General features: G+C 65.5%; 19 protein-coding genes. 5 read left to right on the plus strand and 14 right to left on the minus strand.

Translation table 11 applies throughout. The features are described from left to right. Positions 1-6: 6 nt before the first annotated feature. From V4T21_RS11980 to V4T21_RS12045, 14 genes are all read right to left on the minus strand, one after another. Positions 7-555: a phage tail tape measure protein gene (locus tag V4T21_RS11980; RefSeq protein ID WP_332716962.1), complete on the minus strand. Its 549-nt coding sequence runs from the start codon at positions 553-555 to the stop codon at positions 7-9. Then, positions 552-752 carry a rcc01693 family protein gene (locus V4T21_RS11985; protein WP_332716964.1) on the minus strand — a complete coding sequence of 67 codons (201 nt, stop codon included), beginning with the start codon at positions 750-752 and terminating at the stop codon, positions 552-554. Before V4T21_RS11985 ends, V4T21_RS11980 begins: the two co-directional genes overlap by 4 nt. After that, the gene (locus V4T21_RS11990) at positions 749-1063 is read right to left on the minus strand and encodes a gene transfer agent family protein (protein ID WP_332716966.1); all 315 of its coding nucleotides are present in this window, start codon (positions 1061-1063) and stop codon (positions 749-751) included. Before V4T21_RS11990 ends, V4T21_RS11985 begins: the two co-directional genes overlap by 4 nt. A 9-nt stretch (positions 1064-1072) precedes the next feature. Then, the gene (locus V4T21_RS11995; RefSeq protein WP_332716968.1) at positions 1073-1486 is read right to left on the minus strand and encodes a phage major tail protein, TP901-1 family; all 414 of its coding nucleotides are present in this window, start codon (positions 1484-1486) and stop codon (positions 1073-1075) included. A gap of 371 nt (positions 1487-1857) precedes the next feature. After that, positions 1858-2265 carry a DUF3168 domain-containing protein gene (locus tag V4T21_RS12000; RefSeq protein WP_332716970.1) on the minus strand — a complete coding sequence of 136 codons (408 nt, stop codon included), beginning with the start codon at positions 2263-2265 and terminating at the stop codon, positions 1858-1860. Then, entirely contained in the window at positions 2262-2603 is a 342-nt protein-coding gene (locus V4T21_RS12005; RefSeq protein ID WP_440589652.1) for a phage head closure protein, read from the minus strand. Before V4T21_RS12005 ends, V4T21_RS12000 begins: the two co-directional genes overlap by 4 nt. Next, positions 2600-3178, minus strand: coding sequence for a head-tail connector protein (locus tag V4T21_RS12010; protein WP_332716975.1), 579 nt, complete (start codon positions 3176-3178; stop codon positions 2600-2602). The genes V4T21_RS12005 and V4T21_RS12010 overlap by 4 nt, the downstream gene beginning before the upstream one ends. Positions 3179-3471: 293 nt before the next feature. After that, complete coding sequence (locus tag V4T21_RS12015; protein ID WP_332716978.1) at positions 3472-4701, minus strand: phage major capsid protein; 1230 nt, start codon at positions 4699-4701, stop codon at positions 3472-3474. 180 nt (positions 4702-4881) lie between these two features. Next, entirely contained in the window at positions 4882-5373 is a 492-nt protein-coding gene (locus V4T21_RS12020) for an HK97 family phage prohead protease (RefSeq protein ID WP_332716980.1), read from the minus strand. After that, positions 5370-5507 (minus strand): hypothetical protein, encoded by a 138-nt coding sequence (locus V4T21_RS12025; protein ID WP_332716982.1) that lies wholly within the window; start codon positions 5505-5507, stop codon positions 5370-5372. Before V4T21_RS12025 ends, V4T21_RS12020 begins: the two co-directional genes overlap by 4 nt. Further along, positions 5504-5695, minus strand: a complete 192-nt coding sequence (locus tag V4T21_RS12030) for a hypothetical protein (protein ID WP_332716985.1) — start codon at positions 5693-5695, stop codon at positions 5504-5506. Before V4T21_RS12030 ends, V4T21_RS12025 begins: the two co-directional genes overlap by 4 nt. A gap of 210 nt (positions 5696-5905) precedes the next feature. Continuing rightward, positions 5906-7063: a phage portal protein gene (locus V4T21_RS12035; protein ID WP_332716987.1), complete on the minus strand. Its 1158-nt coding sequence runs from the start codon at positions 7061-7063 to the stop codon at positions 5906-5908. Between the two features lie 197 nt (positions 7064-7260). Next, a complete protein-coding gene (locus tag V4T21_RS12040; RefSeq protein ID WP_332716989.1) occupies positions 7261-8514 on the minus strand; it encodes a DNA-packaging protein in 1254 nt (417 codons plus the stop codon). A gap of 34 nt (positions 8515-8548) precedes the next feature. Next, a complete protein-coding gene (locus V4T21_RS12045; protein WP_332716991.1) occupies positions 8549-8977 on the minus strand; it encodes a hypothetical protein in 429 nt (142 codons plus the stop codon). A 179-nt stretch (positions 8978-9156) separates the two neighbouring features. Between V4T21_RS12045 and V4T21_RS12050 the strand changes: the two genes are divergently transcribed. The 5 genes from V4T21_RS12050 to V4T21_RS12070 all read left to right on the plus strand — a co-directional run bounded on the left by V4T21_RS12050 (position 9157) and on the right by V4T21_RS12070 (position 16477). Then, complete coding sequence (locus tag V4T21_RS12050; RefSeq protein ID WP_332716993.1) at positions 9157-10143, plus strand: M23 family metallopeptidase; 987 nt, start codon at positions 9157-9159, stop codon at positions 10141-10143. Positions 10144-10844: 701 nt separating this feature from the next. After that, positions 10845-13478, plus strand: a complete 2634-nt coding sequence (locus V4T21_RS12055; protein ID WP_332716994.1) for an outer membrane protein assembly factor BamB family protein — start codon at positions 10845-10847, stop codon at positions 13476-13478. A 128-nt stretch (positions 13479-13606) separates the two neighbouring features. Beyond that, on the plus strand, positions 13607-15079 hold the full coding sequence (locus V4T21_RS12060; RefSeq protein ID WP_332716996.1) for an alkaline phosphatase: 1473 nt from the start codon (positions 13607-13609) through the stop codon (positions 15077-15079). Positions 15080-15211: 132 nt separating this feature from the next. Further along, the gene (locus tag V4T21_RS12065; protein ID WP_332716998.1) at positions 15212-15649 is read left to right on the plus strand and encodes a hypothetical protein; all 438 of its coding nucleotides are present in this window, start codon (positions 15212-15214) and stop codon (positions 15647-15649) included. Between the two features lie 144 nt (positions 15650-15793). Then, positions 15794-16477 carry an ABC transporter ATP-binding protein gene (locus V4T21_RS12070; RefSeq protein ID WP_332717000.1) on the plus strand — a complete coding sequence of 228 codons (684 nt, stop codon included), beginning with the start codon at positions 15794-15796 and terminating at the stop codon, positions 16475-16477. The last annotated feature ends 275 nt before the right edge of the window (positions 16478-16752 follow it).

Here is a 16752-nt window from a genome sequence, read left to right on the forward strand (position 1 = left end):
AGGAAACTAACTCCCCCGCGTCCCCCGTCGCACCGCCCGCAGCAGCATGGCACTCACCTCCGCCTCCGCCGCCGCAAAGCTACGCGCATCGCTCGCCGTGACGTTGAAATTGACCGTCACCACCCCGCCGCCACCAGACGCAACCCCCAACCGCCCATCAGCCCCCCGCCGCAGCGGCAAAATCGCCTCCGGGCCCGCCTCCCCGGCCACGCCCCACTGCCCCGCCATGGGAAAATAACTCGGCGCCGACAGCACCCCACCCTTGGCAAAAGGCTTGACGCTCGCCAGCGCCGGATTGAACCCGGCAAACAGCCCCTCGATCCCCCCGCTCACCAGATCCCCCAACGGACGCAGCGCCGCCTTGAGCGCCACGTCCGCGAACGCCCGCCCGATATCGCCGAGCAGCGCCCGCAGCGAGCGCCCCTCCATCATCGCCCCGCGCAGCGAGCGCGTCAGGCTCGAGCCCACCGCCGAACCCAGATCGCGAATGCGTTCGAGCTCGACCGAAACATCGGCCATCTCCGCCTCGAACCGTTCCCCGAACACTTCCGTCATCGCCCCTCTCCATCCGGATGCAGTGCCATCAGCCTCTCAAGCCCCTCGCGCCCCAGCGGCGCACTCACACCACGCCCGCTCACCCCGGCATGGGCCGCCGCCATCTCGCGCGGCGTCATCGCCCAGAACTCCCGCGGCGAAAGCCGCAGCGTCCCCAGCCCGAACGCCATCACCTCATCCCAGGGAAATCCGCTCACGCCGCCTCCCCGAACGTCGCCCGAAGCAGCCGCACGCAAATCTCCGCCGCCCCTTTGAGCCCGCCATCGATCGAAAGCCGCGCCAGATCCTCGTCGCTGACCGCATTGCCCGCGCCGCGCAGCCCGGCCCCCAAAATCGCCGTCAGATCCCGCGCCGAAACCCGTCCCCCGGCGAACCGTTCGACCAGTCCGTTGAGATCGCCCGCCTGCAACCGCGCCTCCAGTTCCGCCAGCGCGCCGAGCGTCAGGCACAGCGTCCGCCTTTCGCCGCCGATCACGGCGTCGATTTCACCCCTCCGGGCATTGGCCATCACCGCCTCCTAAATCGCGCTGAAGCTGATTTCACCGGCGCTTTCCAGCGCCAGTTCGAACGTCACCTCGCCCGCGTGATCGCCGGCAAATTCCAGCGCCACGATCTGGAACGGCCCCTCGACCACCCCGAAATCGGGCAGGATCAGCTGCCAATCGCGGATCGTGCCGGCAAAAAACAGCGCCCGCACCGCCGCGTCCGACGCCCGATCCTTGAATATCCCCGATCCCGAGATCGACGCTCTCTTGATCCCGCCCCCTTGAAGCAATTCCCGCCACCGCCCGGCGCTCTCCGCATCGGTCGTATCGACGCTCGCCGCGTTGAAGGCGATCTGCTTGGTCCGCAACCCCGCCACCGTCGCAAAGCTCCCCACCCCTTCGGAATCGAGCTTCAACAACATGTCCTTGCCGCTCTGGGCCGTCATGGTTCATCCTTTTCGAAATTACAGTTTTCGTCCCCGGGCAAGCGCTGCGCACTTCTCACCCCCGAGGGGAGAGGGGCTCCAGCAGAAACGCTGCCCGGAGCTACCCTTCTCCCCTTGAGGGAGAAGGTGGATCGGTCGAAGGCCGAGACGGATGAGGGGTGCGCTGAGCCCCAACGCCAGACGAGGCATCCGTTCAACCTCAGCGCCCCCTCATCCCCGCCCCTCTCCTTGCAAACGCCCGCAACTCTAGCAGAAACGCTGCCACAGGCTCCCCTTCTCCCCTTGAGGGAGAAGGTGCCCCGAAGGGGCGGATGAGGGGTGCGCATCGGCAACGCCGATGCGTCAGCCGCCAGGCTGACACCAACTCCCCCTCACCCCACCGGCTCGGAAAACAATCGCAGCTCCACCGCCGCCCTTGCCCGTCCCGTGGAAAAATCGATCGCCGTCTCCGTGCGCACATGCCGCCGATGGGTCAGCACATGCCCGCTCGGGCTCACCGCCCCCATCACCGCCACCCGCTCGATCCGGTCGGCGATCCGCAGCGCGGCGGATCGCGACGGCTGCGGGCTCCAGCAATGGATCGTCAGCCGGTGCTCCATGCCCGGCGTTTCGTCCCCATCCCGAGGCACAGCGTCGTGACGCAGAATGGTCACGTAAGGCGGCTGCCTGCCCCTCGGTGGGGCATCGAAAACCGCCCCTTCCCCGATCAGCAGCCCAAGCGGCGCATCGGCCGCCCAGGCCGAAACCAACGCGGTCTGAATGGCTTCGAGCGCCGTCATCCCACCACCGCCGTTTCCAGGCACAGGCAGGAAAGATACGCCCGCCGCCCGTTGATATCCTCGGCCTCGACCACCTCCAGCGCCCGTCCGCGATAGACGATCCTGTCGCCCGGCCTCACATCCTTGCGAAACCGCAGCGTCACCGCATGCGTCGAGGTCGCGGCGCGCCCATCGCCCGCGCGCATGATCCGCGCCGAGCGCGACCGCACCCGGGCCCACACCGAGGTCACCGGCAAGAACAGCGTCTCGTGCCCGCCATCGGGCATCGCCACCATCTCGCGGCGCTGGATCTGCACCCGGTCCCTCAACGTGCCGACCGGCGGCACATCGCCCCTCACAGCCGCACCCGACGATAAGCGCCGACCAGCCGCTCGAATCCGGCCGGCACCGCTGCCCCGGCCCCGCTCACTGGCACGGCGTCGCGGTTCTCGTACCAATAGGCCACCAGCGTCCTGATCGACTGCACCAGATCGGCCGGCACCGCTTCAGGCCCGGTCCCGAACCCGGCGAGATAGTCAATCTCGATCCCCATGCGCTCGCGCAGCACCGGCGCCCCAACCACACGCGCCGGACAAATGATCCGCGCCGGGTTGGCCTGCCCATCGGGCAAAAACTGTTCTATCTCGATCTGCCGCCCTTCGCCATCGGCGCCATAGGCACGGATTTCGGTCACCGCGATCATCGGCGAAACCGGCAGCCTGATCGCGCGGTCGGGCGGCCAGCCATCGAGCACCACGCGCCAGCTCTGCTCCAGCAGCGCCCGGCCCGTCAGGCTCTCAACATGCACTCGCGCCGCCACGATCAGCGCCTCGATCAGCCCGTCCTCGGCCTCATCCTCAACCCGCAAATGCGCCTTCATCCGCGCAAGCGAAACCGGCTCCTGGGCGGGTCCCGCCAGAAGGTAAGAAGTCATCTTTGTTCTCTTTTGATTTTGTGGGCGGAAGGCTGCCGGTATTGCCGGCAACCAGCTCAGCGCACCCCTCACCCCGGCCCTCTCCCTCAAGGGGAGAGGGGGGCTCCTAATTGCAGCGATCGAGCTTTCCCCAGCACTGCCAAGGGCTACCCTTCTCCCCTTGAGGGATTGAGGAATGTCCCGTAGGGCAAATCTCTCCGGTGGAGAGATTTGAATGACGAAAGTGGGCCGGCGAAGCCGGGTCGGATGAAGGGTGCGCAGCGCCTGCAACACCCCCCAAAGCCAGCATCCAACTACACCGCCCCAAACTTCAACAACTTGATCGCATCGTAATCCGCGATCCCCCCACCCACGCGCTTGGTCGTATAAAACAGCACGTACGGCTTGGCCGAATACGGATCGCGCAGAATGTTCACCCCCTGTCGATCGACGATCAGATACCCGCGCCGGAAATCGCCAAAGGCGACCGAAAAGCTGTCGCCATCGATGTCCGGCATGTCCTCGGCCTCGACCAGCCCGAACCCCATCAGGCTGGCGCGTCCGTCCGGCGATGCCGCCGGCTGCCAGATATAATTGCCGTCAGCGTCCTTCAGTTTACGCACCGCACCCTGCGTGCGGCGGTTCATCAGCCAGGTCGCGTTCTGGCGATAGCCGGCCTTGAGCGCATAGACCAGATCGACGAGACGGTCGGACGGGTCGATCGGGTCGAACCCCGCATCGGTGCCCGTCGCCACATATCCCAGCTTCTCCCAGGCCCAACCGCCCTCGGCCACCGTATCCGCCGAGAGAAACCCCGAAGGTTTATTCACCCCATCGCCCAGGATGAACGCAGCGGTTTCCTGCTCGGCGAACGCCGCGTTCACCTCCTCGGCGATCCACTGGCCCACATCCACCGCCGCATCGTCGAGAAACGCCTGCGTCGCCGCCGGCATGGCGTAGAGTTCGGTGGTGGGAAACGTCAGCTCATCGATCACCTGCGAACTGGTCTGGCTGCGCGCCGCCGTCTCACCCACCCAGCCGACCTGCGGCCCGGTCACCGTAATCGGCTTTTTATAAACCGAGCCCGACACCTGCCGCACCCCGCAGATCGCGCGCATCGGCGACACCGCCGTCAATTGCTTGACGATCTCGGTTTCGGTTTCCGCCGGCACCAGATAGCCGCCATCGGGGTTCGATCCCACCGAAAGCGCCTTTTCCTCGCCGCGCTTCACATAGGCCGAAAACGCGTCCTTATACTCATCGCCCCCGACGCGCCGCCCGCCTTCCAGCGCCGGCCGGGCCTTCTCCACCGCCACCCGGTCGAGCGCCGATTTGTGCCCGTCGAGAATGGCATTGAGCCGATCGAGCTTGCCCTCAAGCAACGTATCGGCGCTGCCACGCTTCTCCAGTTCGCCCAGGCGCCGGTCGTTGGTCGATTTGAACTCCTCGAACGCCGACATGAACTCGGCGAACAACCCGTTCACGTCCCCAACCGGCATCGCCGCCACCTTTGTCTCAAGGCGCGGTTCGCTATTTTTAGACATCGATTTTCCCTTAGTTGTTGATCTTCAACCTTGCCCCACCACCACTCTGTCATTCCGGGATTTATTCCCGGAATCCAGCAGCAGCCCCTCCCCACACACAGCACGTGTGGAAGCGCTCACTGGACCCCGGGAACAAGCCCCGGGGTGACAGGCACAAGGTCGGGGACGAACCCCGGATACCTACGATTTCAACAGTCTCGTCGCCGCCCCGAGCGTTGCGGCCAGTCGTGCGGTTCCCCCGCCCGGCGCGGCGGAAATCCGCGCCGCATCCATCATCGGAAAGGTGACGATGGAGATTTCCCACAGGTCCACGGCCCACAGCCGCCGCGTTCCGGTCCTGTCTTCGCGGGTCGCCCGCACCGCGCGGAACCCGATTGAAAGCCCGTCGATTGCCCGTCCGGCGATCAACGCCCGAAGGCTCGCCGCGCGCGGCACTCCGTCGATCAGCCGCCCCGAAACCCTGAGCCCGAACCCGTCCTCGACGATCTCGTCCCAAAGCCCCACCGGCTCCTTCGGGTCGTGCTGAAACAACAGCCTGACCCTCTCGCTCCCGCGTGTCCTCAGGCTGTCGCGAAAAGCGCCGGGCATCACCATGTCCCCGCCCCCATCGACCCGCCCGAACACCGAGGCATAGCCCGAAAACCGGCCATCGCCATCGATGGCCACCGTCATCGTGCCGTCTCCGTCTTGCCGCCCGCCGCCTTGGTCGGGCGCCGCGCGAGCGTTCCCGCCAGGTTCCAGGCGAACTGCCTGAACACCTGGGTCGCTTCATTGTGCGGTGTCTTGGTCGTCTTGCGTCTCCTCATCGGTCCTTCCCCCTGAACAGCAGATTGAGCTGGGCGATTTCGGTCACAAAGGTATTGAACCTAAGATTGGCCGCCGAAAGCTCCTTGAGCAGCTTCAGCACCGCCAAGCTCGCCCCACCCGCCCACAAAAACAGCGCCACATGCGCCAGATCGCCCTTGGCGAGCACCGTTGAAATGATCTCGTCCATCGTCTTTCCTTCCTCGCTCAGCACTCGCCAAGCGCTCCCCTTCTCCCCTTGAGGGAGACTTCGAGCCGTCCTTTGGCCAATCATGCCAGTGGCACGATTGGAGGCGAGAAGGCCATGAGAGCTATGCTCGAATGGCGGGCCGCGAAGCGGTCGGATGAGGGGTGCGCATCGACCCAGCCGATGCGTCAGCCGCAAGGCTGACACCGAGGCCTACCGCCTCCCAAACCCCAACAACTCCCGCTTCTCATCATCGGTGAGGAAACTCGCATTCCCCACCCGCTCCCAATCCTTCGCCCGATCTGCCGCCAAGGCCTCGACCATGTCGAAATCGGCCACCAGCTCCACCCCGCCGAAGGCCGGCGCCAGCCAGTGGCTCAGCCTCCCCACCACAGCGTTGACCAGCGGTATCACCGTCTGCCGCCACAGCACCCGGCTCGCCTCCGCGTAATTGGCGTAGGTATTGTCCCCCGGAATCCCCAGCAGCATCGGCGGCACCCCGAACGCCAGCGCGATCTCCCGCGCCGCCGCGTTCTTGGCTTCGAGGAAATCCATGTCGCGCGGCGTCAGCGCGATGGCCTTCCAGTCCAGCCCACCCTCCAGCACCATGGGCCGCCCCGCATTGAGCGCCCCGGTGAACCCTTCCTCGAGTTCCCCCTTGAGCCGCTGATATTGATCCTCGGTCAGATTCCCCGCCGCCGCGTTATAGACCAGCGCCCCCGACGGCCGCGCCGCGTTCTCCAGCAGCGCCCGGTTCCAGGCCGTCGCCGCGTTGTGCGTATCGAGGCTCCCCTGCGCCGCCGCCAACGGCGCCTGCCCGTAATGATCGTCCAGCGGATCGAACAGCGACAGATGCAGCACCCGCGCCACCGGCTCGGTATCGAGCATCAGCCGCTGCGTCCTGCCCCCCGCCGTATAGGCATAACCAACCGGCCACCCATCCTTGCCCGCGATCACCGCCATCCGGTCGGGCCGCAGCCCATAAAGCCCCTTCACCTCCCCCTCGACCACCGCCGCATCGAGATAGGCGTTGCCGGCCATCTGCAGATAGGCAAAAACGCTCTCCAGCAGCGCCTTGCCATCCTGCCGCCGGTTGGGCCGCGCGATCAGGTCGAGCAGCGGATGCTCGGTCAGAACCGTCTCGCCATCCCGCACCTCCAGCGGCACCCGCGCCGCGTTCTCGGCGACCAGCCTTACGCAGCGATAAACCACCGGATTGCGCGCAAACCCCGCATCGGCCAGCGCCGCGAACCCCTTTCGCGTTCCCCCGCCGATCCCCAGCGGCGAGAGCGTAAACAGCGTCTGCGCCGATTTGGTCTGCATGGGCGCACGCGATTGCCCGCCCCTCAGGCGGTCGAGCCAGTTGGCCATAATCTCATCCCTCTATGGATTGCCTCACCGGAACGCCGCAGCATCCCCATCATGGCTGAACCCTACCCCACCACCGTCACGCGGGGATAAGTCCGGGAGCATTTTCGCTTTTCTTTCGAACCGCTCAATTGCTCTAAGTCTTTATTTTGTCGCGCTTCCGAACCGCAAAAATGGTAGCCACTTTTGCTGGAAGCACTCTAAACCCGCACCCTCGGCACCGGCCCGTCCCGCAGCAACAATTCCGTCACCCCCCACACCAGCGCATCCAGCCGATCGGGCGAATGCCCCTCGGCCAGCCCGTCCGGCCCGAACGCACAAAGCTCGTCCTCCAGCTCGGCGAACATGCCCGCATGCTTGACCCGTCCCTGCGCGTAAAGCGCGGCGACCGGTTCGGCCCGCACCCATTTGGCCCGGCTCGCCCGCACAGCGCGCACCGGCACGCCGGCATCGATCTGGCGAAGCACCTCCCCCACCAGATCGCCGCCCTGGTTGACCTCGACAACGATGGTATCTGCCGCGAACTCATGGAACGCTTTGACCGCCACCCGCGCCCACCCCACCGGCGAAGTGCCCTTCACCGTCCGATCGGCCAGGATCACCGCCCGGTCGCCCCAGCGCCCGGCCACGACAATCCCGCAGGCGTCCGAATTCTTGCCGCGCGACACCGGCGGATCGACCGCCACCACCACCCGGCTCAATGGGGGCACCTCTCCGATCCGCCCCGCCTCGATCTGCCCCCGGCTCCACAGCGCCCCCGGCATCTCCTCGACAAGTTCCCCATCGAGCTCCTGCCGCCCGAGCACCGTTTCGTTGTATCGCGCCACCACCGCTTCGAGAAAAGCGGGCGCCAGATTGCGCCTGTTCGCCCTTGTCTTCATGCGGGTGATCACCGTGGTCGGCTCAGCCATCAACCGCTTGAGCAGTCGCGTCGGCTTGGGCGTCGTCGTCACCATCTGCCGGGGCCGGTCTCCCAGCCGCAGTCCGAATTGCAGCATGTCCCATGCCGCCTCTGCCTTGGGCCATTTGGCCAGCTCGTCGCACCAGGCCGCCGCAAATTGCGGCCCGCGAAACCGCTCGGGATCATTGGCCGGCATCAGCCAGGCTTCGGCGCCATTGGGCCAGACCAGCATGGCGCGCGCCGCGTCGAAACGGGGCCGCCGGGAACGGGGATGAACCGAAATGATCCCCGACACCCCCTCGACCATGATCGCCCGCGCCTCGCTCATTGTTTCCCCCACCAGCGCGATGGGCGATACGGGCCGCTCGCCGTCCGCAAGCGCGCGCACCCATTCCGCTCCCGCCCGCGTCTTGCCCGCGCCGCGTCCACCCAGCATCAGCCATGTGGTCCAGTCGCCTTCGGGCGGCTGCTGCATCTCATGGCCCCACAGATGCCAGCTATATTTGAACTTTTCGGCTTCGCCCGGCGTCAGATGCCGGGCACGCTCCGCCATCGCCGCCCGCCGGGCGGCAGTCAGCGGCGGAAGCCTACTCTTCGACGTCAAGGTCTTCGATCCGTTGGGCGAGGCGTTCGCGGATGGCTTCGAGTTCGGGGTCCATCCGCTCGCGCGGCTTGGACGTCTTCTTTTCCGCCGCCTCGATATCCCTGATCCTCTCGATGGCCTTGGCCATGGATTCGAGTATCCGCATTTCCGTCGCGCTCATGGGCTCCTCATTGAGTTTGTGTTCCAGCCGTGTGATCTGGCTTGCAAAAATTCCCAGCATCCGCCGCAGCAGGCTCGTGCTCCGCTGCCGTCCGGTCACGGGCGTGCGCAGGGCCCAAAGCCCTTTCTGCCGGCGATAATTGAGCTGGTTGCGCTTGATGTTGTGATTGGCCACGAGGTCGGCGATGGAAATCTCCCCCGCCTCATACTCCACGCGAATTCGCGCCCAGTCCGGCTCAGCCGTCTCGGTCATCATTTTTTCCCGTTCGCTGGATAAGGTCCGGTGAGCCCCGCCGGCCCTCAAGGCCGCAGTAATCTCACCATGCCACAACCATACCCCGCCACCGTGACGCGGGGATAAGTTCTGGAACAAATCGGCCGACCGCCCGCTTTTCAAGCATCGACGCGCCCCGAAGGACATAAGGAAAATCCATGAAGCCCCTCCTGCCCTTGCTCGCCGCCGCCCTTGCCGGCACCGTCTCCCTTCCCGCCCTCGCCCAGGACGCCCTCGAACTGGGCCGCGGGCACTCGGAAGCGTTCCTGGCCGGCGAACTCGAGCCCATCTGGGAGGAAATGAGCGCCGAAATGCAGTCCGCCCTCGGCTCGCTCGACGATTTCACCGCCTTCCGCGACCAGCTCGGCGCCGATCTTGGCGAGGAAGAAACCGTCCTCGACGAGCAAACCGCCACCGAGGGCGAATTCTCAATCTACACCCGCACCGCCGAATGGACCGACGCCCCCGCCCCCGTCCTCATGCAATGGGCCTATGATCCCGATGGCCGCATCGGTGGCTTTGTCGTCCAGCCCCAGCCCGTCGCCGCCGAATCTGCATATCTCGATTACCAGACCCAAGCCGATCTGCGCCTTCCCTTTGACGGGGAATGGTACGTCTTCTGGGGCGGCCACGACATCGCCGACAATTACCACGCCGCCGATCCGGCCCAGCGCTTCGCCTATGATTTCCTCGTCCACGAGGATGGCCAATCCTATTCCGGCGATCCCCAGACGCTGGAAAGCTATCATTGCTGGGGCCGCGAAATCCTCAGCCCCGCCGCCGGCGAAGTGATCGCCACCGTCAACGACTTCCCCGACCACCCCATCGGCGAAACCGACCCGCAAAACCCCGCCGGCAACCACGTCATCCTCGCACTGGCCGAAAACGAATTCGTCTTCCTCGCCCACATGCAGCAGGGCTCGATCACGGTCCAGCAGGGCGATGAAGTCGCCCAGGGCGACGTCCTTGGCCTGTGCGGCAATTCGGGCAACACCTCGGAACCCCATCTGCACCTCCACCTCCAGACCACCCCCGACCTCACCGCCGGCGAAGGCCTCCCCGCCCAGTTCCTCGACTATCTCGCCGACGGCGAACCGGTCGATCGCGGCGAACCGGAGAGAGGGCAGATCGTGTCGCCTGAGTAAACGATCCCCCTCTTCTCCCTTCCTCGTCGTCCCCCCTTGATGGCAACCTTCTGGTTTGTCGGGTCGAGCCCGACAATGACGAGGGGAAACGGAAACGAGGGAGATTCTTCCCTCAACGCTTGCGTCATTCACCCCTTCTCCCCTTGAGGGAGAAGGTGGGCCGGCGAAGCCGGGTCGGATGAGGGGTGCGCTGAGTCAGCGACGCCCACAACGGCCAGAGTCTACCCCCACCCTGCCAACCTCGTCGTCTTCGGGCTTGACCCGGAGACCCGCAACGTCCCCACACCCCGCAGCAGAAGTGTGTCCCCAAACCCCTCCCGCATCACCGGCCAACGTTGCGGATTGTCGGGTCACGCCCGACAATGACGAACAGAGAGCGTGGGGATGATGGAGAGCTTCTTGCCGTAACCCTTGCACCAATCACCCCTTCTCCCCTTGAGGGAGACTTCGAGCCGTCCTTTGGCCAATCGTGCCAATGGCGCGATTGGAGGCGAGAAGGCCATGAGAGCGGCGCCTGCCCCGCGAAGGCGGGGGCTCGAATGGCGGGCCGCGAAGCGGGCGGATGAGGGGGGCGCCGAGCCGGCGAAACACACAACGCCAGAAACTCACACCTCCCCCACAACTTCCCGATTTTCTCGGAACCCCTCCCAGCCTTCGGGATTGTGCCGTGTAAGGCCGAGCACCAATCAAGGGAGAAAACCATGCAGGACGAGCACCCCCCACACCGAGGCTTCGGCTTCTGGGCAGCGATGGCCATCTCCGTGCTCATCCTCATTTTCGGCCTTCCCATCTTCGGCGGCGGCATCTGGCTCGCGACGCTGGGCGGCTCCTGGTATTACATCTTCGCCGGCCTGGGCCTGCTCCTCACCGCCTTCTTCCTATTCCGCCGCTCGATGCTCGCCGTCTGGGTTTATCTCGCGACCTTCATAGGCACCCTCGCCTGGGCCCTCTGGGAAGTCGGCCTCGACGCCTGGGCGCAAATCCCGCGCCTCGTCGCTCCCACCGTCGTTCTGATCCTCGTCCTCGCCCTCATTCCGGTCCTGCGAGGCCGTTTCGCCACGCCGCGCGGCACGGTCGCCGCTGCTCTCGGCGGGGTTTTCGCCCTCGTCGGCTCCATCGCCATCCTCAACATCAGCCATGACGGCACCGCCCTCGCCCAGGAGGAAACCCCCGCCGAGACCGCGCAGGAAGCGTTGCCCGACGACGCAGGCGAAGCCCCCGCCGGCGAGACACCGACCATCGACCAGGACACACCGCAACCTCCCCCAGCCCCCGAGACACCCGTCGATCAAGAGCCGGCGCCCGAGGCTCCGGCGGATGCCGAGCCTGCTCCCGAGGTCGTGCCCGCCGAAACCGCCACCAGCCCCACCGGCGTCCCCCTGCGCGCCGCCATGGAGATGCCCCAGACCGGCGCCGATTGGCCCGCCTATGGCGGCACCCATCACGGCACCCGCTATTCACCCCTCGCCCAGATCACTCCCGAAAACGTCGCCCAGCTCGAACGCGCCTGGGAGTTCCAGACCGGTGTGATGCCCCCCGAGGACGCCGGCGACAGCCAGCGCTGGTCGCCTGAAAATACCCCGCTCAAGATCGGCGACGACCTTTACGTGTGCACCCCCACCAATGTCGTGGTTTCCATCGACGCCCAGAGCGGCCTCGAGGAATGGCGCTACGACCCCGTCGTCGCCCCCGAAATCCTCTCGATCGGCGCCTGCCGTGGCGTTTCCTATTTCGAAGACCCCGAGGCCGATACCGACGCCCTTTGCGCCCGCCGCATCATCTCGGGCACCGAGGATGGGCGCCTCTTCGCCCTCGATGCCGATCTGGGCGAGCTCTGCCCCGATTTCGGCCTCAACGGCCAGGTCGACCTCGAAGACGGGCTGGGCGACACCGTCCCCGGCTGGATCGGCGTCACCTCCGCCCCCACCATCATTCGCGGCATCGTCGTCGTGGGCTACAACGTCAACGACAACGAGGCCGAGGACGCCCCCTCGGGCGTCGTGCGCGGCTATGATGCGGTCAGCGGCGAGCTCGTCTGGGCCTGGGATCTGGGCAACCCCGACAATCGCGGCGCCCCGCCCGAAGGCGAGGTCTATACGCGCGGCACGCCCAACATGTGGACCACGGCGGCCGCCGACGAAGAGCTCGGCCTCGTCTATCTCCCGCTCGGCAATTCGGCCGTCGACTATTACGGCTCGAACCGCTCGGATCTGGAAAACGAATACGCCACTTCGATCGTCGCCGTCGACGTCGCCACAGGCGATGACGTCTGGCATTTCCAGACCGTCTATCACGACGTCTGGGACTACGATCTGGGCAGCCAGCCCGCGCTTGTCGATTTCCCCGCCGAGGGCGGCACCGTCCCGGCGCTGATCCTTTCCTCCAAGCAGGGCGAAATCTACGTCCTCAACCGCGAAACCGGCGAATCCCTCTTCGACGTCGAGGAGCGCGAAGTGCCCCAGGGCGGCGTCGAGCCCGAATACCTCTCACCCGTCCAGCCCTTCTCGACGTATCACTCGCTGGCCATGGACCCCATCGAAGAGCGCGACATGTGGGGCATGACCCCGCTCGACCAGCTCTGGTGCCGCATCCAGTTTCACGATTCGAGCTATGAGGGCATCTACACCCCGCCCACCACCGATGAATGGTACGTCCAGTATCCCGGCTACAACGGCGGGCAGGATTGGGGCGCCATGGCGGTCGACCAGGAGCGCGGCATCCTCATCGCCAATTACAACGACGTCCCCAACCGCCTGCGCCTCGTGCCGCGCGACGAGGCCGACGAGATGGGCATGAGCACCGCCATCTTCGATGACGGCATCGGCGGCGATCCCCAGATCGGGGCGCCCTACGCCATCGATATCGACGTCGGCTGGCGGAGCGATTTCACCAAGCTCATGTGCAAGCAACCTCCTTATGGCGGCATCCGCGCCATCGACCTGGCCACCGGCGAAACGCTCTGGGACCAGCCCTTCGGCTCAGCCCGCGCCAATGGCCCGTTCAACCTGCCGACCTTCCTGCCCTTCGACATCGGCACCCCCAACAATGGCGGCCCGGTGGTCACCGCCGGCGGGTTGATCTTCGTTGCCGCCACCACCGACAACATGATCCGCGCCTTCGATATCGAAACCGGTGACGAGCTCTGGAGCGACGTTCTCCCCGCCGGCGGCCAGGCCACCCCCATCGTCTATGAGCATGACGGGGTGCAATATCTGGTCATGATGGCCGGCGGCCATACGCCGATGGAGACCATCCTGGGCGACCACGTCATCGCCTGGACCCTCCCCGGCGGTTCGGACGCCGGCGAAACCACCGGAGATTCCGAAGCGCCTTAGCTCTCTTTGCCGCGGCGCCGGAAGCGCCCCCAAACTTTTCCACCGTCACGGAACCGTCATCGGCAGGTGACTTGACCGTCACATAACGCCAATAGCGTCCCGCCGACCGAAACCCCATGGAGGCAACCATGTTTCGTCGGACGCTAGTTTCTTCTCTCGCCATTGCGCTCTGCGCATCCACCGCAATCGCCCAGGACCTGGTCCAGGCCGAAAGCGAATACTTCACCGCCGCTCAGGACGTCCTGGCGGATCGCCTCGCCGGCGAGCCCAACACCAACCAGGCCATGAACGTCATCCTGTTCGTCGCCGACGGCATGGGTATCGGCACCAATTACGGCATCCGTCTCTATGACGGTCAGCAGGAAGGTCTGCTCGGTGAAGAGCACAATCTTCCCCACGACCTGTTCCGTCACTCGGCCATCATCAAGACCTACAACATCAACGCCCAGACCCCGGATTCGGCCCCGACCGCCGGTGCGATGAACACTGGCGTCAAGCAGGTGTTCAACACCATCAACGTAGACGAAACCGCCGTCTATGATGATTGCTCGACCGAAGTTCCGCTTCGCCTGTTCTCTGAACTCGTTTCGGACGCCGGCAAGTCGGTTGGCGTCGTCTCCTCGGCCCGCATCACCCACGCCACTGGCGCCGCCGTTTACGCCAAGACCGTGAACCGCAACTGGGAAGGCGAAGCTCCTGAAGGCTGCACCGACATCGCCGCTCAGCTCGTCGACCAGATGGAAGCTGGCGTCATCGACATCGCCCTGGGCGGCGGTGCCCGTGCGTTCGCTCCCGAAGGCGCCAATCTCCCCGTGGGCGCCGGCAACCGTGCCGACGATGTGAACCTCGTCGATCGCGCCGGTGAATTCGGCCAGGTCGTCTTCAACGCCGAAGAACTCGCCGCCGCCGATCTGTCCCAGCCGGTGCTCGGCCTGTTCAACTCCTCGGACATGAACTACGAGCATGACCGTCCGGACAGCGAACCCTCGCTCGCCGACATGACCACTTCCGCCATCGAAGCTCTTCAGAACAATGAAGAAGGCTTCTACCTGATGGTCGAAGGCGGCCGCGTCGACCACGCCAACCACGGTGGCAACGCTCACCGCGCCTTCACCGACGGTGTTGCTTTCGCCGACGCTATCGAAGCCGCCATCGAGATGACCGATCCGGAAAACACCCTGATCATCGTCACCGCCGACCACGAGCACGTCATCAGCTTCAACGGCTATTGCGGCCGTGGCACGCCGATCACCGGCCTTTGCATGGACATCGCGTCCGGCCAGGTCGAGCACACCGGTGAGCCCGTCCTCGCCGATGACGGCCTGCCCTACACCGTCGTCACCTATGCCAATGGCGCCGGCTCGGTTCTGATCGAGCAGGAAGACGGCACGTTCTCGGGTTCGCGTCCTGAACTGACCCAGGAAGAAGCTCTGGACCCCGATTACCTGCAGCAGGCTCTCCTGCCGATGAGCTCGGAGTCCCATTCGGGCGTCGACGTTGGCCTCTGGGCCACCGGCCCCTGGTCGCACCTGTTCGGTGGCACCATGGATCAGGAAATGATCTTCCACATCATGAACCACGCTGCCTTCGGCGCTGAATAAGCCCGGTTCACGAAATCCGGAGGGGCCGGCTTGCCGGCCCCTTTTTCATGCAAGTGTCACACTGGGCGGCATCCCGTCTGCTAGAACCTCTGACGAAAGTCGACCAGCCCCATTAAGGCAAAGGAGATCGTCATGAACCGTCGCGGATTCTTCGCCACCGCTACCGGGGCCGTCATTGCCGCCCCCTTCATCGCCACCGGCGCCATGGCCGCCGAACCGCAGGTCCGCCTGCGCGAACTCTACAACAACGACATGAGCTTCACGCCGTTCGCCGTTGAAAACGAAGGCATCCGCGTCGCCATCGAAGGCTTCATGGCGCCCCCGCTCAAGGCCGACAGCGAGTTCTACGTGCTCACCAACCGCCCGATGGCCGTGTGCCCCTTTTGCTCGTCGGAAGCCGAATGGCCCAACGATATTCTGGCGGTCTATGCCCAGCGCGTGGTCGATGTGATCCCCTTCAACGTCAAGATCATCACTCGCGGCACGCTCGAGCTGGGCACTTATACCGATCCCGAACTCGGCTTCGTCAGCCGCGTCCGCCTCATGGATGCCGTGCAGGAACGCGCCTGAGTCCATCCGGCGCTTCCCCAATCTCAGCTTGTCATTCCGGGGCTTAGTCCCGGAATCCGGCAGCAGCCTGTGCCCGCGCCACCCGCATCGGCTTCCCTCCCGACCCCACCGGCATAATCGATACTCCGGCCCCCGCGAGCCCTCATGACCCTCGGCCTTCACATCACCGACCTCGAGGTCAAAGCCCCGTCGGGCCGCATGCTGCTCGCCGTCCCCACGCTGTCCCTCGCCCCCGGCACGTGCCTTGGCGTGCGCGGCCCCTCAGGCGCCGGCAAATCCACCTTCCTCTTTTCCATTGCCGGTCTTGCCGAAAACGCCACCGGTGCCATCCGCTGGGGCGAAACCGACCTGATGCCGTTTTCCTCTGAGGCGCGCGCCACCTTCCGCCGCCGCAATGTCGGCATGGTGTTTCAGGATTTCCTCCTGTTTGAGGAACTCTCCGCCGCCGCCAACGCCGCCCTCCCCGGCGCCTACGCCAGCCGCTCGCGCCAGTCAGCGATCGCCGACACCGCCAGATCCGTCCTCGCCCGCCTCGGCATTTCCCACGGCGCGCGCACCGTCGAAAGCTTTTCGGGCGGCGAGCGCCAACGCGTCGCCATCGCCCGGGCTCTGGCCGCCGATCCGGCCATCATCCTCGCCGACGAACCCACAGCCAGCCTCGACCGCTCTACCGCCGACGCGCTGATCGACGATCTCATCGCCCTGGTCCGCGACACCGGCAAGACCCTTGTCGCGGTCAGCCACGATCCGCACGTCTACACCCGCATGGATCGCGTCATCGAAATCGTCGACGGCAAAATCGCATCCGACGAGACGATCGATGCGTAACGTGAGTTCCAACGCCACCCCAGCACAGCCCTCATCCCCGTCCCTTTCCCCTCTGAGGGAGAAGGGAGTTCCTCGCGCCGCTCTTGAGTTCTTGTATAGACGCCGCAACGGCTACCCTTCTCCCCCTGAGGGAGAAGGTGGGCTTTCGCTGAAAGCGAAAGGTCGGATGAGGGGTGCGCAGCGCGTCCACAGCCGCTCACCTCTGGGTTTTCTTATTCACCTTCCTGCCCACGCCACGGAAGGCATGACCATCCACAAGCCAGCCCAACCGCCGG

The sequence above is a fragment of the Pelagibacterium mangrovi genome, assembly GCF_036662815.1.
In the GTDB taxonomy this organism is placed as follows: Bacteria; Pseudomonadota; Alphaproteobacteria; order Rhizobiales; family Devosiaceae; genus Pelagibacterium; species Pelagibacterium mangrovi.